This is a genomic window from Ruegeria sp. E8 (assembly GCF_056533985.1).
The window spans coordinates 115,743-138,343 of record NZ_JBQFOY010000008.1 but is presented as its reverse complement, the minus strand read 5'-3'; the positions used below and the strand labels follow the sequence as shown (position 1 = coordinate 138,343).

Sequence of the window (22,601 nt, the reverse complement as noted above, 5' to 3'; positions counted from 1 at the left end):
ATGCAAGCGCATCCGAACACGGTGGACCCTTCCGAGATCGCAAAATTTGAGGCGATGGCGGCGGAATGGTGGGATCCTCATGGAAAATTCAAACCTTTGCACATGCTCAATCCGTGCCGGCTGGATTATATCACACAGCAGATTGCAGGCGAATTCGATCGCGACCTGAAGGCACCGAACCCGTTCAAAGGCCTGCGTTTACTGGATATCGGCTGCGGCGGCGGTTTGCTGAGCGAACCTATGGCGCGGCTCGGGGCCGAAGTCGTGGGCGCCGACGCCGCTGAAGGCAATCTTCCCGTCGCTCGCATCCATGCTGAGCAATCGGGGCTTGAGATCGATTATCGACACACCACTGCCGAGAACATGGCCGCAGCAGGCGAGCAATTCGACGTGGTTCTTAACATGGAAGTGGTCGAACACGTGGCTGACCCGCTGTCATTTCTGACGGCAACGCAGCAATTGCTGAAACCTGGCGGGTTGGAGGTTTGCTCGACCATCAACCGCAACCCGAAATCCTATGCGATGGCCATCTTCGGGGCCGAAGTCGTCATGCGCTGGCTGCCGCGCGGCACGCATGAGTGGAACAAGTTCATCACCCCCGATGAGCTGTTCGACCTGCTGCGCCAAGCCGGGCTGGACCCAGTGGATCGCAAGGGGTTTGTATTTAACCCGATCCTCTGGAGCTGGTCGATCTCGGACCGGGATTTGAGCGTGAATTATGTAACGGCGAGTGTGAAGCCGGGGTGAGGCTACTCACCCTCCAACTGCAACCGCAAATCCCGCAGTACCGGCAGCGTGCTACGGACCCGCTCCAACCCCAGTTCTCCGACCACACGGTTGATCAACGGGGCAATCGACGAAATCGCCTGATCTCGCGCCCGGCGGCCTGCCGGGCTGATCGCGACCATCTTGCGGCGAGCGTCGTCCCAGTCGGGGCGGATGTGAATGTATCCGGCCCATTCCAGCTTGGCCAAGGTGTTCGTCATCGCTCCGCGCGTGACGTGGAACGTGTTGGCCAGTTGCGCCGGGCTGCGCTCATCACCGACAAACACCAGATGGTTCAGAACCGAGAAATGCGAGATTTCCATACCCTTGGGCAGCACCCGGCTCAACCGGTTACGCAACAGTTGGTCTGCAGTCAGAATCTCGCTGAACAGCGTGACCGCCAGGGCATTGTGTTCGTCAGTCATGGTCCGGTTCTGGGTCAGGGCCCGTCGAAAGGCCGCACGTGAGTCAAGGAGGGCACGCGGCGGCGCGCCTCTGTCACAGAACTATCATCCAAATCGAAAATGTGAATGCCCGGATCGGTGCCTGCGTCGATCAGCACCTCTCCCCATGGGGCGATAACCATGCTGTGACCGTGGGTAAAACGCGTTTTTCCGCGCGTCTTCGGGTGTGCACCTGTTTGAGCGGGGGCCAAGACCCAGCACCCGGACTCAATCGCCCGGGCCCGCAAAAGCGATTCCCAATGCGCAGCACCTGTGACCGGCGAAAACGCAGCCGGAACAGTCAGAATGCGCGCGCCCGCCTGCGCCAGTGCCGCGTGCAGATGCGGGAAACGGATGTCATAGCAGATGGTGAGGCCAACTTTGCCAAAATCGGTCTCGGCGATGACCGCCTTACCGCCGGGCCGGTAGTTCTTTGATTCGCTAAACGTCTCGGTCTCGGTGACCTGCACATCGAACATGTGGATCTTGTCGTATCGCGCCACGATCTGACCTTGCGGATCGATCACGAAACACCGATTCGCAAACCTGCCATCAGCGTCGTGGGTTTTGATGCCCAGCGATCCGATCAACAGCCACACGCCCAGTTTGGCGGCTTGTTCTCGCAGGCCAGCCAAGGTGATGTCATCTTCTTCGTGCTGCAGAACCTCGTTTTGCTGCGTCGTACTGTTCGACACGCAATTCGTGACCTCTGGCGTCAGGATAAAACGCGCGCCCTGCCCGGCCGCTTCGGCCATCATGGTGCGCACCATGTCCAGGTTTTCAGCCGGATTGTCCGACGAGGTGATCTGCAGCAGCGCGGTCTTCATCAGGCCGCAAGCAAACGATCAAGCTTGCCTTGTCGCTCCAGCTCATAAAGATCGTCACAGCCGCCCACATGCTGTGTCCCAATGAAAATCTGAGGCACGGTCCGTTTGCCACCTGCGCGTTTGATCATCTCGGGTTTGCGCTTGGGGTGCATCAGAACGTCAACTTCCTTGAACTCAACGCCTTTCTGCTTCAGCAGGCGCTTGGCCGCGTGGCAAAAGCCGCAGAGCGGCGAGGTATAGATTTCTACGGGCTTCATTTTCCGTTCCCTTCGGGTTTCGTGCGATCTTGGGCGAATTAGGCATCCTTGGCAACGCGCGCCAGTGCCAACACGAAAATATGATTTGCCCCTGCGGCCTGACACACACGGGTGCAGGCCGCCAGCGTCGCGCCGGATGTCATTACGTCATCCACCAGCAAGATGTCTTTGCCACGCAAATGCTGACCGCGTCGCGGATGAACGCAAATTGCACCATCCAGCACCTCACCCCTCTCCTGCGCTGTTTTTCCATCCAGCACCGGGGTTCGCCGTTTTCGCACCAAAAGATCCGGCACGCACTCTAATCCGGTGTCTCGCCCCAGGTGTTTCGCCAACAGCGCAGATTGGTTGTAACGACGTTTCAGCAGACGCGACCAATGCAACGGGACCGGAGCAATCACTATTCCGGGCCGCAAAAAAGCGCGCCCGGCTTGCGCCATCCACCGCGCAGCGGGGCGGGCCAATTCGGGTCTGTCACCATGTTTTAAGGCCAGAATCAGCGAACGCGCTTTCCCGTCATACAGCAACGCGGCGCGGCCCGCCTGCCATGGTGGCCGGGTTTTCAGGCAATCATCGCATTCAATCCGAAACCCGTCAGCGTCGCCCATAACGGGCACACCACAGCTTTCACAAACCGTACCGCCGATGAACGGCGTTTCGCGCCAACACGCACCACATAGGCCAAAATCGGACTCCGTGAGCTCTCCGCACCCCATGCAACGCGGCGGATAGATCAATGCAAGGGCGGTTTGAATCCGCTGCGCGATGCGATACTTGCGAGCTATGAAACTGCCCGAGCCCACTGCACCCTCTCTATTCGACCGAAAGGCCATTCTGCTTAACCGCGCCCGCGCGCAGGACGACGCCCTATTCCTGCACCGCACTGCCTTGGACGAGGTGCAGGATCGGCTCTCCATGGTTAACAAAACCTTTACGGCCCCTGCGATCGTGACGCCATTTCCACAGCTTTGGGCAGGGGCCTTTCCCGACGCTGCGATCAGTGCGGATGACGATGTGCTGGCGCTGCACCCCGGCATGCATGATCTGGTGATCCATGCGATGGCGCTGCATTGTGCCAATGATCCGGTCGGGCAGCTGATCCAATGCCACAGAGCTCTGAAACCGGATGGGTTTCTGCTGGTGGTATGCCTGGGGGGTGAGACCCTGCACGAACTGCGCGCTGCGTTGGGTCAGGCCGAAATCGAGGTCGCCGGCGGGCTCAGCCCCCGCATCGCGCCCATGGCTGAGCTGCGTGATCTGGGCAGCCTGCTGCAAAGGGCCGGTCTGGCCTTGCCCGTGGCCGACACCATACCGCTGACGGCGGAATACCGCGATATCTGGCACCTGATGCACGATCTGCGAGGTATGGGTGAGACCAACGCCCTGTCTGCTCGGGTGAAACACCCGACCCGACGCCAGGTGTTTGAGGCCGCACAAAAACTCTATGCGGATCATTTCTCAACAGACTCAGGCCGTCTGGCTGCTACGTTCGAGTTGATCTGCCTGACCGGGTGGTCCCCGGACGACAGCCAGCCCAAACCGCTGCGCCCGGGATCGGCGCAAATGCGACTGGCTGATGCTTTGCGCACGAAAGAGGGCAAACTGCCCGATTGACGCGCGAACAAATCCCCTTATTTCAGGCCGGAACACAAGAAATTCAGGAAGCCTCAAATGTTCGATGCCACTCGTCCTTCACACGCTCCTACAGATCATCCCAAGATCAGGATGGGTCGTGTTGGCATTCTGTTGGCCAATCTGGGCACACCGGATGATTACTCATATTGGCCAATGCGCCGCTATCTGAACGAGTTTTTGTCGGATCAGCGCGTCATCGATTATCCGAAGTGGAAATGGCAGCCAATATTACAGGGAATCATCCTGAGCAAGCGGCCGTTCAGCTCGGGCGAGGCATACAAATCGATCTGGAATCACGACAAGGGCGAAAGCCCGCTGATGACGATCACAAAGGACCAGACCGCCAAGCTGAGCGAAGCGATGCACACGCGTTACGGCGATCAGATCATGGTCGATTTCTGTATGCGCTATGGCAACCCTTCGACCAAATCCAAAGTACGCCAGATGGTGGCGGCAGGCTGTGACCGTATCCTGTTTTTTCCGCTTTATCCGCAATATGCAGGCGCAACGACGGCCACGGCCAACGACCAGTTCTTTCGCGCGTTAATGGAGGAGGCCTGGCAACCTGCCACCCGCACCGTTCCAGCCTATTTCGATGAACCGGCTTATATCGATGCGCTGGCCCAGTCAGTCGAGAATGCCTATGCGAAAATGGAGACCAAACCGGACATTCTTGTGTGCTCGTATCACGGAATGCCCGAACGGTATTTGATGCAGGGCGATCCCTACCATTGCCAGTGCGCCAAAACGACCCGGCTGCTGAAAGATCGGCTGGGTTGGTCCGAAGATCAACTGGTTTCGACCTTTCAATCGCGATTCGGCCCGGAAGAATGGTTGAAGCCCTATACGGTGGATCACGTGGCAGACCTGGCGCAGCAAGGTAAGAAGAACATTGCCGTGATTGCGCCCGCCTTCTCGGCCGATTGCATCGAAACGCTGGAAGAGATCAACGAAGAGATCAAGGAAAGCTTCGAAGAGGCTGGCGGCGAATCCTTCACCTATATCCCCTGCCTGAACGACGACGCAGCCCACATAGCTGCGTTGGGCAAAGTGATCGAAGACAATTTGCGCGGCTGGCTGGATTGAGCCTTACGCTCTATTGAACAAAAAAAGGCGGTGGATTGCTCCACCGCCTTTTTCGTGAATTCTGTATCGAATTAGCTTGCAGCGACAGCAGCAGCAACAACGACCAGCAGGATCAGCGGCAGGATGATGCCCTGCGACGAACCTTGAGTTTCTTCAACAACTACCGGCGCTTCAACAACCGGCTCTTCCAGGTTGCCAGCGTAAGCGGTCGAAGCAGCAGCGGTCAGAGCTGCGGCGAGAACGAGTTTTTTCATATTAACCTCCAGAATTTGCACGGTTCCAATGCCCGGAGCCGCACATCTAAGACTTACCTCGTGTTTTTTTCTAATCAGCATTGACGCTGGAATGCAATTGCAACTTGGTAACTAAGCGGGTTCCCACACAAAAATGTCGTCAAATTAGCAACACTTGCGTGCCAACGTTCGCCATTGCGAACAGCTCGGCTATGTCTTCGTTGAACAAGCCGATGCAGCCATTCGACGACCGACGCCCGATTTTTCGCGTATCGTGCGTTCCGTGAATGCGGTAATATTTCCAGCTCAGGTATAAAGCGTGCGTTCCCAACGGGTTATCCGGCCCCGGTGGAATATAGTCGGGCCATTCCGGATTTCGTTTTTTCATCGACGGCGTCGGCGACCAGCTTGGGCCTTCAACCTTGCGGATCACGCTGGTGCGCCCGCGGCGGGTCAGTTCTTCGGTCAATGGAACCGATGACGGGTAGAGTTTGTATATAGTTTGATCATCTGACCAATAATGCAGCGCCCGCGACACGGTATCGACCAGAATGGCACCGTTTCTTGTGTTCGAGAAGTAGGGCTGCCAATCCAGTGCCCGGAAACCGGACACATTCCGGCGCACGGCTGGCTCGGGCTCGGGTGCGGGACGCAGAGGATCACCGGGGATATATTGCGCAAGTGCGGGTGTCGCCAGCGTGGCAGTGGCCCCGGCCAGAAAACCCCTGCGAGTGGACGAATGAATACTCTTTTTGACCATGGCAAAGGGTCCTGTGCTTAAGTGAAGTCTGAAATCCGTGACATTCTATTGCCAGAATGCTTCAGTCGCAAATCAAACCGGCAGAATCACGCAAGTTACGGCCAATGCACGTTTGCTCAGAGCTGTCAGGCGCGCTATGCCCTTTGGTGACACAATAATCAGGTCGATCATGACGCGCATCGTTTCTTTACTGTTGATTTGCTTTGTCGCATTGGCGGCATGTACAGACACCCGCCCGACAACCCTTGGTGCGGATGGTCGCCCATTGCCGTCGGTCTACAAAATCCGTGGCAACCCGGAAAAGCTGCAATTCCGTATGCTTGATTCGGTCAATGCGCTGCGTCAGGCTCAGGGCTTGCAGTCGGTGCAACTGAACGCTCAGCTGAATGCCGCGGCCGCAACTCATTCCAAGGACATGGCCCGGCAGAACCGGCCCTGGCACTTTGGATCGGACGGTTCGTCCCCAATCGATCGGGCTGCGCGGGTCGGCTATTTTGGTACATTCCTGGGGGAAGCCATTTCCGAGACCTACGAGACCGAGACCGAGACCCTTGCCGCATGGATGCAGGAGCCCGGACCGCGGGCAGTCATCATGGATCCCAAGGCCACCCAAATGGGATTCGCCTGGCATCAGGAGGGTGGTGGCAAAATCTGGTGGACGCTTGAAATGGGCACCGGCGGCTGACGCCGGAAACAGATCGAAGAAAAAGGCCCCCGAAAACCGGAGGCCTTTTTTCTGTGCAAGTTACGCTGCTTGCATTGATTGTGCTTCGGTCAGGATCGCATAGAGCTTGACCGGATCGGGGTTTGCCCGAAGTTTGGTGCACACTGACGTATCCCGCAAAGTGCGCGACACCAGAGCCAGTGCCTTGAGATGCTCAACCCCGGCCTCTTCCGGTGCAAACAACGCGAAGGCAATGTCCACTGGCTGACGATCAACCGAACCGAAATCGATGGGCTTTTCCAGCATGACGAACACGCCCGAAACTGCTTCAAGTTCGGACAGACGTGCGTGCGGCAGTGCAACGCCATGCCCCACACCGGTGGGTCCAAGGCTTTCCCGCTCCAGCAGGCAGTCGACAACTGCCTGGGACTCCAGAGCCAAAGTGGCACCGGCCACATCGCCGATTTCCTGAAACAGCCGCTTCTTGCTGGAAGCGGCGGACAATACACGTACTGCTTCGGGCTTCAGTATGCTCGAAAGCTCCATGATCACGCTCCATGGCACGGCACCCGCCTCAGCGGGTGCGGCCCCGTATCCTTGCCTGTTATGGATCGATCCAGCCGATGTTACCGTCTTCCCGACGATACACGACGTTCAATCCATCCTTGTTCTCATTTCTGAACACCAGCACCGGGGCGCCGGCAAGTTCCATTTGCATAACGGCTTCACCAACGCTCAACGATGGGATCTTTGTTTCCATCTCAGCCACAATCATGGGCTGCAGCGATTCGGGTTCATTAGCCGCGTCCGATTCGTCAGAGGCGAGGATATAAGAGGACGCCCCGAAGAGTTCAACCGGCTCGGACCGATCCTTGTGGTGGTCCTTCAGGCGACGCTTGTAACGACGCAGTTGTGTTTCCATTTTGTCGCAGCATGCCTCGAACGCCGCATATATCTCGGTTGCATGTGCCTTGGCCTGAGCGGTCAGCCCAGTAGACAGGTGCACCGTTGTTTCGCATACATATTCATGCGCTGAACGGGAAAAGACGACGTTGGCGTCCGTAGGCCGCTGGGCATATTTGCCCACAACCTCGCCCAGTTCGGTCTGCACGTGTGTCTGCAGCGCCGCACCGATGTCGATCTGTTTTCCGCTGATTTGGTAACGCATGTGATCTCCTTCACAATTCACACCCATTCTGACGTCACGGAACGCGACGAACTTGTTTTTATCGGGTGGGGGGTCGGGACATTTTCCGCAGTTGCCTTAAAACCAGCCCTTCAAGGAAGGGACATCGATCTCCAGACTGGAACCGGGTAAATGCCATGGGCCAATTGAGGCAAGAGACGAGGGAAGAGTCAATCAAAACAGGTGTGTATATACGCGAATTCCGGCATGCACCCAATGCAGATCGGCGCAAACCTATGAAATACGGAAGTTTTCGCCAAGATAGACACGGCGCACATTCTCGTTCTCGACAACCTCATCGGGTGTGCCGGACATCAGAACCTGCCCGTCATGCAGGATATAGGCGCGGTCGACAATTTCCAGCGTTTCCCGCACGTTATGGTCGGTGATCAGAACGCCGATTCCCCGTTTTTTCAGGTCGGCAACAAGATGCCGGATATCGCCGACACTGATCGGATCAACACCTGCAAATGGTTCATCCAACAGCAGGTACTTCGGATCTGCCGCCAAACAGCGCGCAATCTCGACACGGCGGCGTTCACCGCCGGAAAGAGCAAGGGCCGGCGCGCGGCGCAGATGTTCGATCGAGAAATCCGACAGCAACTCTTCCAGGCGTTCCTTACGCCGGTGCGCATGAGGGACCGTGATATCCAGAACCGCGGCGATATTGTCCTCGACACTCATGCCGCGAAAGATCGACATCTCTTGCGGCAGATAACCGATGCCCATCCGCGCGCGGCGATACATCGGCAGGGTCGTCACGTTCTGACCATCAATCGTGACTTTACCCGCCTCAGGGAACACCAGCCCGGCCACAGAGTAAAATGTCGTGGTCTTACCCGATCCGTTCGGCCCCAGCAGGGCAACCACTTCGGATCGGTCCAATGTCATCGAGACATCGCGGATCACCGTCTTTTTCCGGTAGGATTTCCGCAGCTTTTCGATACGCAGGCCCGAACTGCCCTCGGCCACTGACAGGTCGGGGCGCGCCATCAGTTATTCCCCTGCTGCAGGATCGTTTTGACGCGTCCCGTCATGGTCGCCGTGCCCGTTGTAAGGTTGGCATTCATCTGGTCGCCGCTGATGATGCTGGGGCCTTGCGTCAGCAGGACATTGCCCTTCATGACGATAACACCGGAATCGATCGTGTATTCCGCCCAATCACCTTCCGCCGCGTCCGGCGGGCTGACCAGCACCACATCTTCGGTCGCTTCCATCCGTTCGATGGCCGAGCGTTCCTCGTTATAAATCACCAGAACCCGTTCAGCCGTCAGCCGCATTTCGCCCTGAATTACGATAACATTGCCAAGGAATTCGGCAGAGCCATCCTCTTGGTTGACGTTCAGCGTTTCCGAAGTCACCTCGACCGGCAGGCTTGGATCGGCATTAGCAGACCCAAAAGCCACCTGCGCCTCCTGCGCTGTCGCGGTCGCAGCACCCGCGATCAAAGCGAGGCACAAAGGAACAAAACGAAAATCGAACACACGTTATCTTTCTGCTTTTTCAGGCTCGTATACCAGCTTCACACCGTCTGTAAAAACAATATGGACGGGACCGTCCTTTTTTTCCGTCCCAAAGGTCATGCGCCCTGCAGAAAAATTGCCGATTGGCCCGGTACCATTCACATGTCCCGGAGTATCGCCCCGGATTTCGTCCAGCGAGGTGTTGAGCAGGTCTGTCGTGACCTGAAGACCGTCAGCAGTGGTAATCACCACATCACCGACAAAAGTTGCCGTGCCTTCATCAGGACGGATCAAACCGGAATTGGAATCCAGAAATATCGTCCCACCGCTGAGCAGGCCCAGACGGCCCCGAAACTCGGATGCTGTCGGTGTCGTGTTATCGCTGCCCTGTTTGGCCTGCGTCGCCTCGATATGGACATCCTCACCTTTGCGGGTCGTGCCGCGATAATTCGGCTGAGTCACCACTTGTTGCGCCAGCCGTTCATCAATGTCTGTTTCCGCAAAGGGCACGGACACGTTGGTTTCAATGCTGCGGGACAGCAGGAAAACGGTGGACAGCATCAGAATGGCCGCAAGCGGCAACAGCACCTTCAGGAACTGTACCATGCGGGAATATCTGTCCACTTCAGCCTCCTTCAGCCCAGACCGACGCGCAGGCAGTCGTGGATGTGCAGCAGGCCCAGCGCCTGACCCGACGCAGCCTCGTCAACCACGAACAGCGAGGTGATCTTGCGCTCGTTCATGATCGCCACGGCCTCTTCCGCCAATGCGCCGGGTGTTATGGTGGTCGGATTGGCGGTCATCACTTCTTCGGTGGGCTTGTCCAGCAGCCCGTCCATATTTCGACGCAGGTCACCATCGGTCACGATTCCGACTAGGCGGCCGTCTGCGTCGGTGACGCCGACAACGCCAAAGCTCTTCTGGCTCATGACCAGCAGCGCCTCACCCATCGGGGTTCCTACTGGAACCAGCGGCAGGTCGGAATGCATCAAATCACGCACTGTAGACAGCTGCGCACCAAGTTTGCCGCCGGGGTGGAAGGCCCGGAAATCCTCTGGTTTGAAATCACGATACTTCATCAGCGCAATCGCCAGCGCATCGCCCATTGCCAGGGTCAGCGTCGTTGAAATCGAGGGCACCATGCCAAACCCGCAAGCCTCACCCATCGAAGGGATCAGCAAATGCACATCCGCCTGTTTCATCAATGTGCTTTCAGGCTTGCTGGACAACCCGATCAGCGGAATGCCAAAGCGGCGGGTGAATGCCAGCAGGTTGGCCAGCTCAGGTGCCTCGCCCGAGTTTGAGATCGCCAGCACCACGTCGCCCTTAGACACCATACCCAAATCGCCGTGACTGGCCTCGGCCGGATGTACGAAATAGGCCGGCGTTCCGGTACTGGCCAGCGTGGCCGCAATCTTGTGGCCGATATGGCCGGACTTGCCGATGCCGCTTATGATGATGCGCCCGGTAGCCCGGAGGATCAGTTGCACGGCTTCGGCAAAGTGTTCGTCAAGGCTGTCAGCCAGCACGTCCAGCGCGCGGGCTTCATCGGTGACGACCTGACGGGCGGTTCTCAGAAAAGCTTCGGTATCGGTCATGAGTGCGCAAAGATATCCGTTTCGGGCCAACCGGCGAGGTCCAGCTTCGCACGCATCGGCAGGAAGTCAAAACAGGCCTGCGCCATCTCGGTCCGGTCTTCGCGGTCCAGCCGCTTGTTGAGCTCATCCCGAAGACGATGCAGGTAAAGAACGTCCGAGGCTGCATAGTCCAGTTGAGCGTCCGTCAGGGTTTCAGCGCCCCAATCGCTCATCTGCTGTTGTTTCGAGATATCGACGCCGATCAGTTCCTGACACAGGTTCTTGAGCCCATGGCGATCAGTGTAGGTGCGCACCAACCGGCTGGCGATCTTGGTGCAATAAACCGGTGCGGCCAGCGCACCAAAGGTGTGATACATCGCGGCAATATCAAACCGTCCAAAGTGGAACAGCTTTAGCACCTTGGGGTTTTCCAGCATCGCGCACAGGTTCCGAGCCTCGGTCTGGCCCTTTTCCACCTGAACGATGTGGCTATTGCCGTCTCCACCCGACATCTGGATCACGCACAAACGGTCGCGATGCGGATTCAACCCCATGGTTTCGCAGTCAATGGCCACGACCGGGCCCAGATCCAGCCCATCCGGCAGATCGTTCTTGTACAAATGGTTCGCCACGCGACTATTCCTTTGAGCGGTATCGACCCCGAGATAGGCGGTTTGGTCGATAAACTCAACGCCATGAAAATAGTGCTTCAAAAAGTGGCTGAATTTGCGGCAACCGAAGCGCCGGAAAGTGCCGACAACACAATCTGCCAGTCCCAATTCGAAAAACAGGCATTTCGGTTTGATACAGCCGCTTGAGGTTCAGCTTTCGATACCAACCTTCAACTACGAATTGGCAGTGTTCAGTGAGGCCCGAAACTACACCTCGGATACTTGTCCATGATTGTGTCGCGCAAACATGAATTGACCAGATGGAGCATCTGATCTGAAGTCCGCCGCGCGCCCCGGTAGCGCGCGATAAAACCTGCACAATCCCGGTTCGATCCTTTCGGCCAAACGTTCGCAATTCCCGCAAAGGCCTTTGATGACGCTCAAAGGCTGTCGATCTGTAAGCGCCGCAATCAACTCTCGGTGCCGCGCCATGAGATCCTCGAAGTCCGCTGTTTGCCGCAGGGATTGGTCCCCGACCAAAACGAAAACCGGTTCCGGGTTGGCTTTGCCTTTCAGATCGACGTGACCGGCCTCTAGCAAAGCCAGATCCGATTGCGCAGCCTCATACACCCCATGCGAAACGAGGATGTCGTAATCAACGGTTCGACAACCTTGTTCGAGCCGGGCCGACACATTCACCACGTCGCCAATAACCGTGTAGTTGAACCGTTTCTCTGATCCGATGTTGCCAACACAGGCCTGACCCGACGCAAGCCCAGTTGCCAGTGCGATCGGTGGACGGTTTCGCATGATGCCTGAGTCATTGAATTCCACCAAAGCCCGCCGCATCTTGAGCGCAGCCTGCGCCGCACGGCAAGGATGATCAGCGACGGGCAAGGGCGCGTTCCAGAACGCCATGATCGCGTCGCCAATGAATTTGTCGATTGTTCCCCGTTCCAGCAGTATCTGATCCCCGATGTTGGAAAACAGGGCATTCAACAGTGAGACGAGTTCGGTCGCAGACGCGGCTTCGGACAAAGAGGTAAAGCCTCGGATATCAGAAAACATCACGGTAATTTCCTGGGTCTCACCTCCCAATTGCAGCTGGTGGCCAGTAGATTCCATTTCATCAAGAATTTCCGGGGCAACATAATGCGAGAACACTTTCCGGATTTCCCGCTTTTCGCGCTCGGTCGAAACGAACAGATAGCCCGCCAACAGGCCGAAATTTGCCATGCCACCGATCAGAGGAAACGTAGCATCAAACAAAACTGACTGGTTTTGAAACACCAGCCAACTGATGGCAAGAACAGCGGCGGCAGCGACACCACCGGCAATAAAGGATGCGACAGCACCAAAGCTGGACATGACAGCGATCACGACAAGCCCAAGAAAGGCAAATGCCAGCAATTCCTGCGCCGACGTCACATCAGACCGGCTGAGCATCTCACCAGTCAGGATCTGTTCGATGATCTGCGCATGAATTGAAACACCCGGAACACTTTCCCCAAGGGCGGTTTGATGAATATCGAACAAACCGGCAGCCGAGGTTCCGATCAGGATAATTCGTCCTTCGATTTCGGCCCTCAGCTCAGAGTCCTCTGAACCACTCATGACGTCATTGGCCGAAATATACAGATCAGGCGTGTCTCGCCGATATTTCAGCCAAAGCTCACCGTTCTCGGTGGTGGGAAATCGATATCCCCCGACCTCGATAGCCAGCATGATGCCCGCTTCGTCCGATGCGCCTTCGGCAAAAATAACGGTTTCGCCCAAGGCAACCCTGAGCGCCTCGATAGACAGGCTTGGCAGCGGCCCATCCGGCCCGCTCCAAAGAATAGGCACCCGACGCACAATGCCAGTCCCACCGAGAGGTGAGATATTGACCCCGCCGATACCTGCGGCTGATCGATCCAGCGGCGGCGCAATCGGTGTCCAATGCGGGACTGAGATGAGACCCGTTGCAGGAGCTTCCCCAAATTCAACGATACCGGCTTTGGTCGCAATGCTTTTGCCTTCCTCCGACAAACGCGCAGCCGCTCCCAGAACCACGGGCCAGTAGGCCATTTCCATCGCAAGCAAAACATCATTGTCCAGTTTTCGGGCGTGGTGCTCCACTGTCACCACGCCCTTCAGAGACGGATCGTTCAGCAGGCGGGATGGCGAATACCGATCAGGTTCAGCGAACAGCATATCGAACGCGATAGCAGCGGCACCGTATTCCCCCAGATTCTGCACCATTTGCGCCACTACTGTCCTGGGCCAGGGCCATTGCCCCAAATTGGCCAGCGAGGTTTCATCGATATCCACAACGCGTACGGGGAGATCAGGATTGAACTCTCGGGGGGACAGTCTTTGCAAAACGTCGAAATAGATCAGACGGGTCATTCTAACGGGATACGGATCCAAAACGCGGATGAAACATCCCAAGATGATCAGGCCCAATCCCACAAGACGGAAGCCCCACTGTCCGTTTCTGGTTTTGCGTGTCTTGTCGCTCACATGATCCTCCGGGAAAATGAGGCAAGGCCACCTTGTTGACTAGCGGTATTCGGACTGTTCTGTCTCTTCCCGCTCTGGCTCTTCTTGTGCCGGTTCCTCCTGCTCAGGCTCTTCGGCCTCAGGCTCCTCCGGCTCTGGTTCTTCCTGTTCCGGCTCCTCATGCTCCGGTTCCGGTTCGGGCTCAGGCTCGGGCTGTTCCTGTTCAGGCTCTTGCTGTTCCGGTTCGCTCTCTGCGGTAGGAGATGGGCTCGAAGCGGGGGTCGATTGCACCGTGTCTGCCGCTACATTTTGCTGAGGTTGCTCTCTGTCAATCTCCGCTCTGTCGGCTTTGACCCGCCGCACAGGGGCCCGTTCCCCCGTACATCCTTCGACATCTACTTGCAGTGGCGGCAGCAATCCTTGTTGTGACTTGATGAATGGAAAGCCGCTTTCCAGCGCTTTGTCGTACTGTGCCTGATCTGCGGGTCGGCCCACAGACCCACCCCCACTTGTCGCGAACATGCTGCATTGACGTCCGCTGGACCTGCAAGTGCCGCTCAGGCCGCACATTCGAACGGTTCCTTGCAGCACGAGCATGGCGCTCTGGCTGTTCGACACCACCCACATGTCAAAGGTTGTACCACGAACCGCCATTGTCGCAGAGGGTGTCTTGATCGAGTATGCTCTTTTTCGGCTTTTCCCCGATATGAACCGAAAGCTGCCACCCAATGCCTGAACCGCAAAGCTTTTGGCTTTGCGATTGCTGCGCAGCATTTTCACATCCAGCACCATGCGCGCATTTGGACCAACGGCAATCTTGGTCTCATCGACAAAGACAATTTGAACCAAGCCGCTGCGATCAGTGGCAATCGTATCGCCCGACGCGACCTCCATTCCGGAAGACACAGGCTGAGCCTTACCCTCGCGAACGATCTGAGCACCTTGTTTGACGCTGATAACCGTTCCAATGTTGGCGGTGGCTTGCATCGGCAAGAGCACGACAACACAAAGAAACAACACAATCTTTAACCAAGCCAAACCCAAGACCCCTCCCCACATGGGAAACCTTGCGCATGAAGCGCGCTGAGCCCGATCTTTGCCTCTTAACTATCGTTGTTTTCGTTAATAAACCTGAACAATAATGACGTTAAATATGCATTATTGCTTATATTTTAAGCAAGTTCTTTTTTGACATTGGTGAATTAGCGAATTCATGGTCGCCGGGTTTGCCTCAGAATTTAAGTCGTGAACGCTTCGGCCTATGCCCGAGGAACGGTCATCTGCCCCGCATCGTGCGAAAACTTCGAACAGTATAGCGAACCTAACTCAGTTCTGATCGCGGCTCACTTTTCACTCGTCAAACAAGTCTCGACCGCAATGACCATTCCCGATTGGGCGTTTGACAATATCCCCATGGGGAGGATAAGGATAAAAGATGTCAAATCATTCCCACGCGTCGCACCCACAGATCACAGCCCGGTTGAAACGAGCCCACGGGCATCTGGCCAAGGTCATTGCCATGCTAGAGGCGCAGACCCCCTGTTCGGACGTCGCCCAACAGCTGTTTGCCGTTGAAAAAGCCGTCACCAATGCCAAACGCGCTTTGATCCATGATCATATCGACCATTGCCTATCTGCAGAGGACGAAGGCGAAGGGATTGAAGATTTCAAAGCGATAACAAAGTACCTCTGAACCATGCTGAACATTCTGAGAAACCGCACCTACCGCCACCTGTTCGCCGCCCAGCTCGTCGCTTTGACCGGCACCGGGCTGGCCACGGTTGCGTTGGGGCTGCTGGCCTTTGATCTGGCAGGTGATGCCGCGGGCCTTGTTCTGGGTACAGCGCTAACCATCAAGATGATGGCTTATGTCACGGTTGCACCGCTGGCTGCCGCTTTTGCCGAGCGTCTGGACCGCCGAAGGATGCTGGTCGTGCTGGATCTGATCCGCGCTGCGGTGGCCCTCTGCCTGCCGTTCGTGACCGAAGTCTGGCAAATCTATGTGCTGATTTTCGTGCTGCAATCGGCCTCGGCCGGGTTCACACCCGCTTTTCAGGCAACGATCCCCGACGTCTTGCCGGATGAAGGCGAATACACACGCGCTTTGTCTCTGTCGCGTCTGGCATATGATATGGAAAGCCTGCTGAGTCCGATGTTTGCCGCCGCATTGCTGCTACTGGTCAGCTTCAACAGCCTGTTCTGGGGCACGGCGCTGGGTTTTGTTGCATCAGCGATTTTGGTCGTCTCGGTCGTCCTTCCTTCGCCCAAGCCAAGCAAGCCCCGAGGTATATATGACCGCACCACGCGCGGCATCCGCATCTATCTGAAAACACCGCGGCTGCGCGGGCTGCTTGCCCTTAGCTGGAGCGCTGCTGCGCTGAGCTCAATGGTCATCGTCAACACCGTGGTCATCGTACGCTCTACCCTGGGCCTGTCGGAAAGCGCCGTGGCCATAGCTCTGGCCGGGTTCGGCGGAGGCTCGATGTTGGCCGCCTTTACGCTGCCCCGTCTTCTGGACTGGATCGAGGACCGACGAGTTATGGTCGCAGGGGCTGTTTTCGCCACAGGCTCCATGGCTATCGCCGCAATTCTGGCCGCAACAGTCCCATTGTCGCTCGGTCTTCTGACCCTGCTATGGGCGGTTACGGGTTTCGGCTACTCCACCACGCTCACGCCTTCGGGTCGCCTTTTGACCCGTTCGGCCCACCCCGAGGATCGCCCCGCCGTCTTTGCCGCACAGTTTACCCTGTCGCATGGCTGCTGGCTGGTGCTTTACCCCTTGGCCGGGTGGCTGATGACCGTGTTTGGGCCGACCGTCACGCTCAGCAGCATGGCGACATTGTCCGTGGCCGGTGTAGTGGGCGCGATCAGCCTTTGGCCTCGCCTTGATCAGGAACCTATCGTCCACGATCATCCCGACCTGCCGCCCGATCACCCGCATTTGGCCGGGTCAGGCCCACACACGCATCCGATCATCATAGACGACCTGCACCCGCGCATCCCGCGAGAGCCTTGAGGATTGGATTCAATCTGATCTAAACCCGGACGTACTGCTAAACCGGAGGTTCAATGGACCCGCTTGACCGTCGCATCATCGCCGCCCTGCAAGCCAATGCACGCGCCTCGACCACGCAGATCGCGGCCACGCTGGGCGTTGCCCGCACGACGGTGCATGAGCGGATCAACCGGATGGAGCAGCGCGGCGTCATCACAGGCTATTCGGTTCGTCTCGGGTCCACGGAAGACACGCCGAAAGTGCAGGTCATCGTCATGCTCGAAGTGCAGCAGAAGGAAACAACTCGCATCATCAAGCGGCTCGAAGCCTACCCCGAGGTCAAACTGTGCTTGTCGATCAACGGCGAATTCGACCTGATGCTATCGGCCGAGGCGCCCAGGCTGGAAGATCTGGACATTCTGGTCGACGATCTGGCGAAAATACCCGGCGTCCTGCGCACCAATACCAGCGTTGTCTTCGGGCGCAGGATCGACCGAAACTGAAACGGCGATAACCCTCTGTAAACCGATCATTGGCTAGCTTGGCCGGGACAGATCAGAATCCCGGACCGGCAGAATGCCAAATCGAACGATCCCGCTTGTTGTTGTGTTCTTACTTGTGCTGTTGGCGCAGACAGCGTTTGCCATGCCCGACCACCGGACGGGTGACATCTGCGACCAAGCTGCCCGACGTGCGGCCCTGTCAGAGGATGTGCCGTTGGACGTGCTGCGCGCCATAGCCCGCGTTGAAACCGGACGCACAATGGACGGGCGGTTATTGCCGTGGCCGTGGACAATAAACGTCGAAGGTCAAGGCTATTGGTTCAAGTCCGAGTTTGAGGCCAAGGCCTATGTGTTCAAAATCTTCAAAGCGGGCACCCGCAGTTTTGATGTGGGCTGCTTTCAGATCAACTATCGCTGGCATGGCAAAGCCTTTCGTTCGATCGACGCCATGTTCGATCCGGATGAGAACGCAACCTATGCCGCCCGATTCCTGAAAGACCTGTATGCCGAGCTTGGTTCCTGGCCTGCCGCCGCCGGGGCGTACCATTCCCGCACAGATTCCTTGGCCGAAGATTACAAAGGACGGTTTCAGACCGTTCTGGCACAGCTCGACAGCTCTCCTCTGCCCCGGGTCACATCGAAGTCCCGCGATCCTTTCACAGGGGCAGGAACTCCTTTGATCCCCAAGCAAACGGCTTCGCCCCGAACCGGTGCATTGGGCTCTTTGGTGCCCACCTCAGGCACCGCTACCGCCTTTATCGCTTTCAACTAGGAGATCCGCGTGCCCAAGATCGACATCCGGTCCCTGTTTTCACCAACCGTGCTGCTGGCACTGGCTCTGATGACGATCATCGTCATGATGATCCTGCCCATGCCCGCCTGGGTGCTGGATGTTGGCCTCGCCGCCTCTTTTGCGCTGGCCATCCTGATCTTTACGCTGACGTTGTTTATTGAACGTCCGCTCGATTTCTCGTCCTTCCCGACGATCCTTCTGGCCTCTCTGATGTTGCGGCTGTCGCTGAACGTGTCCTCGACCAAACTGATCATCGGTCAGGGGCATACCGGCCCCAATGCTGCCGGGGACGTCATCGAAGGCTTTGCCAATTTCATCATGGGCGGCAGCATCTTTCTGGGGCTGGTGGTATTTGGCGTACTGTTGATCGTGAACTTCATGGTCATCACCAAAGGCGCCGCCCGCATGGCCGAAGTTGGTGCACGCTTTGCGCTGGACGGGATGCCCGGCAAACAGCTCGCCATCGACAGCGACATGTCCGCCGGTGCCATCGACCACCAACAGGCCAAGGAACGGCGCGAACGCGAACAGCAGGAGACGACATTTTTCGGCTCGCTCGACGGGGCGTCGAAATTCGTGAAGGGCGACGCCATCGCCGGTCTGCTGATTACGCTGCTGAACCTTGTGATGGGTCTGATCATGGGCGTGATCGTACACGGAATGCCCGTGGCTTCGGCGTTTGAGACCTATGCAATCCTGACCGTCGGCGACGGTCTGGTGTCGCAGATTCCTGCCGTGATCATCTCGATCGCCTCTGCTTTGTTGCTAGCGCGCGGAGGGACGCAGGGCGCGACAGACAACGCCATTTTCTCGCAGTTGGGCCGCCATCCGGCGGCGCTGTCTACTGTGGCCGTGCTTATGGTTCTGTTCGCGCTGGTGCCCGGCCTGCCGTTTCTGCCGTTCATTCTGGGCGCGGCTGTCCTGGGATATGCGGCATACACTGTGCACCGTAAGCAGCGAGACGCTGAGACTTCAACACAACTGCCTTCGACCGATACCGAAACACCAATTTCCCAGGCGATCGGAGATATTCTGGACTTGGATGATGTCCATCTGGAATTCGCCCCCGATCTGGTCAGCATGGTGTTGAATCCCGGCACCGGTCTGGATGCCCGCATCGCCAATATGCGCACTTATGTGGCGTCAACTTTCGGCCTGATCCTGCCCGAAATCCGCCTGACCGACCGTGCCGACCTGCCCACCGGGACTTATGTGATCAAGGTACAGGGGGTCGAGCAGGCGCGCGGCGTCCTCAACCCCGATCTGGTTCTGGCCCTTGTCCAGGACGGGTTTGATCTTCTGCCCGACGGCAATGACGTAACCGAGCCCGTTTACGGCGCACCGGCGCGCTGGATCCTGCCCAAAGATCAGGAGGATGCAGCATTGAACGGCGCGACCATCGTCTCACCGCCCGAGATTTTGGCAACCCACCTGCTTGAGATCATCAAACAGAATTTCTCGCGCCTGCTGACGCTGAAATCTCTGCGCCGTCTTCTTTCCGAGATGACGCGGTTAAGTGACCCGGTTCGCGCCGAGGCCAATCGCAAGCTGCTGGACGAACTGATCCCAGACAAGGTACCGATCGACACCCTGCACGCGGTCTTACGCCTGCTGCTGGACGAGCGCGTGTCGATCCGCAACATGGCTTTGATCCTGGAAAGCGTGGCCGAGGCGCGACTGACCACGACCCAGCCCGAGGGCATTTGTGAGCTGGTGCGCCAACGGCTTGGCTTCCAGCTGGTCGCCGACATGAAGCGCGAGGATGGCTCGATCCCTCTGATCCAACTGGCCCCTGAATGGGAGGACACCTTCACCACTTACCAGATCGACGCACCCAATGCCGGACTGGACGTCGCGCTGCCGCCGAACCTGTTCAACAAGCTGGCCGACGGCGTAGTCAGCAGCATTTCCAAATCTGCCGAAAACGGCTTGTTCCCGGCTCTTGTCACCTCGACCCGGCGGCGACGGTTGTTGCGCACGATCATGCATGCGCGCGGTGTCTCCAACCCTGTGCTGTCATTCGAAGAAATCGGGCTGGAAGCCAAACCGGCGCTGGTTGGGACCGTTCCGGCGTGATCGCTCTGCCGCCAGAACTGCTGTCGCAGCTCTCCGACGCCCTCTGGCAGGCATTTGTCGTATTTCTGCGCGTCTCTGCCCTTGTCTCTCTGATGCCCGCCTTTGGCGAACGCAGCATTCCCACCCGCGTAAAGCTTGGCATTTCTGTTGCCTTTACCCTGATCATCCTGCCCGCCGTTCCGCTGGTGAGCCTTCACCCGGGGCTATGGCCGATGGTCCGCCTGGTCGGGACCGAAGCCCTGATTGGACTTGCCCTCGGGATAGGGCTGCGCCTGTTTGTTCTGGCATTGCAAACCGCCGGTTCCATTGCGGCGCAGTCCACTTCGTTGTCGCAACTTTTGGGAAATGCAGCGGCCGATCCGGTCCCTGCCATGGGATACCTTCTGACCCTGGCCGGATTGACCCTCGCCGTGATCATGGGCCTGCACGTACGCGCCGCGCAGTTTCTGATCCAAAGTTATGCCTTGTTTCCCATGGGGTTGGCCCCGAATGCACCGGATCTGTCCCAGTGGGGGGTGCAACAGGTTTCACGCAGTTTCGGACTGGCCTTCGCGCTGGCGACTCCATTTGTCATCGCTTCACTGATCTATAATCTGGCGCTTGGGGTCATCAACCGGGCCATGCCGCAGCTGATGGTTGCCTTTGTGGGCGCACCGGCGATCACCTTTGCCGGATTGTTCCTTCTGTTTGCCGGTACTCCACTAATCCTTTCCGTCTGGTCCGACGCGCTTATGGCTTTCTTCACAAACCCGGTCGGAGGGCAACAATGAGCGCCGGTGATGACGACAGCGACAAGTCATACGAGCCGACGCCCCAAAAACTGCTGAAAGCACGTGAAAAGGGAGAGGTGCCCAAATCCAACGACCTGTCTGTCGTGGCTGGGTATACCGGGCTCATGATCGCCTTTCTGACGGCCGGGCAATACACGACCGAGCATTTGGGAACCATGTTTATGGTCCTGATCGAACAATCCGATGATCTTGCAGGGCTCCTCACCATCGGGCCAGCCAACGGGGCGGTTGCTGGGATTCTGAAAGGCGCTCTGTTGCCGGTGGCATTGCTGTTCTGCCTGCCAGCGGCGTTCGTCTTACTGAACCTGATCGCCCAGCGCGCCTTGATTTTCGCTCCCAGCAAACTGAAACCGAAACTCTCGCGCATCTCACTTATCTCGAATGCCAAAAACAAATTCGGACGCAGTGGGTTGTTTGAGTTTGCCAAGAGCGCAGTCAAACTGGTGATCTATGGCACCTGCCTTACACTTTTTCTCAAAGCGAACCTGACCGAAATACTTTCGGCCAGCGCGGCCCCGGCACAGTCGTCCATTCTTCTGATGATGAACCTGTTGTTTCGCTTTCTTTTCATTGTCATCGCAATCGCTCTGGCCATCGGGGTTGTCGACTTCCTTTGGCAACACGCTGAGCACATGCGCAAAAACCGCATGTCGCGGAAGGAAATCCAGGATGAAACCAAGGATGCCGAAGGCGACCCCCATGTGAAACAACACCGCCGCCAACGTGCGCAAGAGATCGCGACCAACCAAATGATGGCAGATGTGCCTAAAGCGGATGTTGTGATCGTCAACCCAACCCATTTTGCCGTCGCGCTGAAATGGGCAAGAACGGCAGGCAGCGCGCCGGTTTGCGTCGCCAAAGGTGTGGACGAAGTTGCCGCCTCCATTCGCTCCGCCGCAGGGGAGGCGGGCGTCCCGATCCATTCTGACCCACCGACGGCACGCGCGCTTCACGCGACCGTGGATATTGGTCAGGAGATTGCTGAAGAGCACTATCGGCCCGTTGCAGCCGCGATCCGCTTTGCCGAAGCGATGCGAAAACGTGCAAAGGAGCAATTTCGATGAAACGCACTCAGCTACCCGATTTGGAAAAAGTAACCGACGCCGCGTTTCAAAAACAGTTTCAAACATTGCGCCCGCTACTTGAGGCCGAGGCCCGGATCCTACACCAACTGGCCAGATTGGATAGGCAACTCACCCAGACACGCGAAGACAGTACCAAGACGGAAGGCTACCAGGTATCAGGGACGGACATTCTCTGGAACAGCTGGGAATCCGCCACGCGCCGGCAACTGAACACGCAATTGGCGCAAACGCGCGCGCAGAAACTGGCTGGGCTCGAGGCCGTTCGCATAGCGTTCGGGCGAAAACAAGCCGTCGAAACCTTGCTGAAGCGTCTTCAGCAGTCAAATCGTCAAGCAAATGTCAGAAAACAAGCGGGCGAACGTTAGATTGA

General features: G+C 57.4%; 28 protein-coding genes. 13 read left to right on the top strand and 15 right to left on the bottom strand.

Annotation, left to right across the window (positions count from 1 at the left end; all coding sequences use genetic code 11):
* Positions 1-747, top strand: coding sequence for a bifunctional 2-polyprenyl-6-hydroxyphenol methylase/3-demethylubiquinol 3-O-methyltransferase UbiG (gene ubiG / locus ACR0LF_RS12825; protein WP_480577914.1), 747 nt, complete (start codon positions 1-3; stop codon positions 745-747).
* A 2-nt stretch (positions 748-749) separates the two neighbouring features.
* Here the strand turns inward: ubiG and ACR0LF_RS12820 are convergent, their stop codons facing one another.
* From ACR0LF_RS12820 to ACR0LF_RS12805, 4 genes are read right to left on the bottom strand one after another with little or no spacing between them, the layout of a single operon-like run.
* Positions 750-1,190: a MarR family winged helix-turn-helix transcriptional regulator gene (locus ACR0LF_RS12820; RefSeq protein WP_037313149.1), complete on the bottom strand. Its 441-nt coding sequence runs from the start codon at positions 1,188-1,190 to the stop codon at positions 750-752.
* Between the two features lie 14 nt (positions 1,191-1,204).
* On the bottom strand, positions 1,205-2,035 hold the full coding sequence (locus ACR0LF_RS12815; RefSeq protein WP_480577911.1) for a carbon-nitrogen hydrolase family protein: 831 nt from the start codon (positions 2,033-2,035) through the stop codon (positions 1,205-1,207).
* Positions 2,035-2,292, bottom strand: a complete 258-nt coding sequence (gene grxC / locus ACR0LF_RS12810) for a glutaredoxin 3 (RefSeq protein ID WP_171181132.1) — start codon at positions 2,290-2,292, stop codon at positions 2,035-2,037. The genes ACR0LF_RS12815 and grxC overlap by 1 nt, the downstream gene beginning before the upstream one ends.
* Before the next feature lie 38 nt (positions 2,293-2,330).
* A complete protein-coding gene (locus ACR0LF_RS12805) occupies positions 2,331-3,095 on the bottom strand; it encodes a double zinc ribbon domain-containing protein (RefSeq protein ID WP_480577909.1) in 765 nt (254 codons plus the stop codon).
* Between ACR0LF_RS12805 and ACR0LF_RS12800 the strand changes: the two genes are divergently transcribed.
* Both ACR0LF_RS12800 and hemH read left to right on the top strand, forming a co-directional pair.
* On the top strand, positions 3,076-3,906 hold the full coding sequence (locus tag ACR0LF_RS12800; RefSeq protein WP_480577906.1) for a methyltransferase domain-containing protein: 831 nt from the start codon (positions 3,076-3,078) through the stop codon (positions 3,904-3,906). The two genes, ACR0LF_RS12805 and ACR0LF_RS12800, sit on opposite strands and share 20 nt — an antisense overlap.
* A 57-nt stretch (positions 3,907-3,963) precedes the next feature.
* Complete coding sequence (gene hemH, locus ACR0LF_RS12795) at positions 3,964-5,013, top strand: ferrochelatase (RefSeq protein ID WP_480577904.1); 1,050 nt, start codon at positions 3,964-3,966, stop codon at positions 5,011-5,013.
* Between the two features lie 71 nt (positions 5,014-5,084).
* Here hemH and ACR0LF_RS12790 read toward each other — a convergent pair whose 3' ends face one another.
* Both ACR0LF_RS12790 and ACR0LF_RS12785 read right to left on the bottom strand, forming a co-directional pair.
* The gene (locus tag ACR0LF_RS12790) at positions 5,085-5,267 is read right to left on the bottom strand and encodes a hypothetical protein (RefSeq protein ID WP_010442520.1); all 183 of its coding nucleotides are present in this window, start codon (positions 5,265-5,267) and stop codon (positions 5,085-5,087) included.
* A gap of 139 nt (positions 5,268-5,406) precedes the next feature.
* Positions 5,407-6,006, bottom strand: coding sequence for a L,D-transpeptidase (locus ACR0LF_RS12785; protein WP_480577901.1), 600 nt, complete (start codon positions 6,004-6,006; stop codon positions 5,407-5,409).
* Positions 6,007-6,175: 169 nt separating this feature from the next.
* Here ACR0LF_RS12785 and dalA point away from each other — a divergent pair, with 169 nt between their 5' ends.
* Entirely contained in the window at positions 6,176-6,691 is a 516-nt protein-coding gene (gene dalA / locus ACR0LF_RS12780) for a divisome-associated lipoprotein DalA (RefSeq protein ID WP_480577898.1), read from the top strand.
* 60 nt (positions 6,692-6,751) lie between these two features.
* Here the strand turns inward: dalA and ACR0LF_RS12775 are convergent, their stop codons facing one another.
* From ACR0LF_RS12775 to ACR0LF_RS12745, 7 genes are all read right to left on the bottom strand, one after another.
* Positions 6,752-7,216, bottom strand: coding sequence for a PTS sugar transporter subunit IIA (locus ACR0LF_RS12775; protein WP_480577895.1), 465 nt, complete (start codon positions 7,214-7,216; stop codon positions 6,752-6,754).
* 58 nt (positions 7,217-7,274) lie between these two features.
* Complete coding sequence (gene hpf, locus ACR0LF_RS12770; RefSeq protein WP_480577892.1) at positions 7,275-7,838, bottom strand: ribosome hibernation-promoting factor, HPF/YfiA family; 564 nt, start codon at positions 7,836-7,838, stop codon at positions 7,275-7,277.
* 252 nt (positions 7,839-8,090) lie between these two features.
* Entirely contained in the window at positions 8,091-8,849 is a 759-nt protein-coding gene (gene lptB / locus ACR0LF_RS12765; RefSeq protein WP_480577889.1) for an LPS export ABC transporter ATP-binding protein, read from the bottom strand.
* Entirely contained in the window at positions 8,849-9,340 is a 492-nt protein-coding gene (locus tag ACR0LF_RS12760) for an LptA/OstA family protein (RefSeq protein WP_480577886.1), read from the bottom strand. The genes lptB and ACR0LF_RS12760 overlap by 1 nt, the downstream gene beginning before the upstream one ends.
* Positions 9,341-9,343: 3 nt before the next feature.
* Positions 9,344-9,943, bottom strand: a complete 600-nt coding sequence (gene lptC / locus ACR0LF_RS12755) for an LPS export ABC transporter periplasmic protein LptC (protein WP_480577883.1) — start codon at positions 9,941-9,943, stop codon at positions 9,344-9,346.
* Between the two features lie 11 nt (positions 9,944-9,954).
* Positions 9,955-10,917: a KpsF/GutQ family sugar-phosphate isomerase gene (locus tag ACR0LF_RS12750; RefSeq protein ID WP_480577880.1), complete on the bottom strand. Its 963-nt coding sequence runs from the start codon at positions 10,915-10,917 to the stop codon at positions 9,955-9,957.
* Entirely contained in the window at positions 10,914-11,528 is a 615-nt protein-coding gene (locus tag ACR0LF_RS12745) for a ribonuclease D (RefSeq protein ID WP_480577877.1), read from the bottom strand. The genes ACR0LF_RS12750 and ACR0LF_RS12745 overlap by 4 nt, the downstream gene beginning before the upstream one ends.
* A gap of 12 nt (positions 11,529-11,540) precedes the next feature.
* Between ACR0LF_RS12745 and ACR0LF_RS12740 the strand changes: the two genes are divergently transcribed.
* On the top strand, positions 11,541-11,714 hold the full coding sequence (locus tag ACR0LF_RS12740) for a hypothetical protein (RefSeq protein ID WP_480856372.1): 174 nt from the start codon (positions 11,541-11,543) through the stop codon (positions 11,712-11,714).
* Positions 11,715-11,774: 60 nt separating this feature from the next.
* Here ACR0LF_RS12740 and ACR0LF_RS12735 read toward each other — a convergent pair whose 3' ends face one another.
* Entirely contained in the window at positions 11,775-14,009 is a 2,235-nt protein-coding gene (locus ACR0LF_RS12735; RefSeq protein ID WP_480577871.1) for a CHASE2 domain-containing protein, read from the bottom strand.
* A 39-nt stretch (positions 14,010-14,048) separates the two neighbouring features.
* Complete coding sequence (locus tag ACR0LF_RS12730) at positions 14,049-15,026, bottom strand: FecR family protein (RefSeq protein WP_480577869.1); 978 nt, start codon at positions 15,024-15,026, stop codon at positions 14,049-14,051.
* Positions 15,027-15,423: 397 nt separating this feature from the next.
* Between ACR0LF_RS12730 and ACR0LF_RS12725 the strand changes: the two genes are divergently transcribed.
* The 8 genes from ACR0LF_RS12725 (at position 15,424) to ACR0LF_RS12690 (ending at position 22,596) form a co-directional block, all read left to right on the top strand.
* On the top strand, positions 15,424-15,681 hold the full coding sequence (locus ACR0LF_RS12725; protein ID WP_480577866.1) for a metal-sensing transcriptional repressor: 258 nt from the start codon (positions 15,424-15,426) through the stop codon (positions 15,679-15,681).
* Positions 15,682-15,684: 3 nt separating this feature from the next.
* On the top strand, positions 15,685-17,004 hold the full coding sequence (locus ACR0LF_RS12720) for an MFS transporter (RefSeq protein ID WP_480577863.1): 1,320 nt from the start codon (positions 15,685-15,687) through the stop codon (positions 17,002-17,004).
* A 53-nt stretch (positions 17,005-17,057) separates the two neighbouring features.
* Positions 17,058-17,486, top strand: coding sequence for an Lrp/AsnC family transcriptional regulator (locus ACR0LF_RS12715; protein WP_480577860.1), 429 nt, complete (start codon positions 17,058-17,060; stop codon positions 17,484-17,486).
* A 73-nt stretch (positions 17,487-17,559) separates the two neighbouring features.
* Positions 17,560-18,258 (top strand): transglycosylase SLT domain-containing protein, encoded by a 699-nt coding sequence (locus tag ACR0LF_RS12710; RefSeq protein WP_480577857.1) that lies wholly within the window; start codon positions 17,560-17,562, stop codon positions 18,256-18,258.
* Positions 18,259-18,267: 9 nt separating this feature from the next.
* The gene (gene flhA, locus ACR0LF_RS12705) at positions 18,268-20,355 is read left to right on the top strand and encodes a flagellar biosynthesis protein FlhA (protein ID WP_480577854.1); all 2,088 of its coding nucleotides are present in this window, start codon (positions 18,268-18,270) and stop codon (positions 20,353-20,355) included.
* Positions 20,352-21,125, top strand: a complete 774-nt coding sequence (locus tag ACR0LF_RS12700) for a flagellar biosynthetic protein FliR (protein WP_480577852.1) — start codon at positions 20,352-20,354, stop codon at positions 21,123-21,125. Before flhA ends, ACR0LF_RS12700 begins: the two co-directional genes overlap by 4 nt.
* Positions 21,122-22,210: an EscU/YscU/HrcU family type III secretion system export apparatus switch protein gene (locus tag ACR0LF_RS12695; protein ID WP_480577849.1), complete on the top strand. Its 1,089-nt coding sequence runs from the start codon at positions 21,122-21,124 to the stop codon at positions 22,208-22,210. Before ACR0LF_RS12700 ends, ACR0LF_RS12695 begins: the two co-directional genes overlap by 4 nt.
* On the top strand, positions 22,207-22,596 hold the full coding sequence (locus tag ACR0LF_RS12690) for a hypothetical protein (RefSeq protein ID WP_480577846.1): 390 nt from the start codon (positions 22,207-22,209) through the stop codon (positions 22,594-22,596). The genes ACR0LF_RS12695 and ACR0LF_RS12690 overlap by 4 nt, the downstream gene beginning before the upstream one ends.
* Positions 22,597-22,601 lie beyond the last annotated feature (5 nt).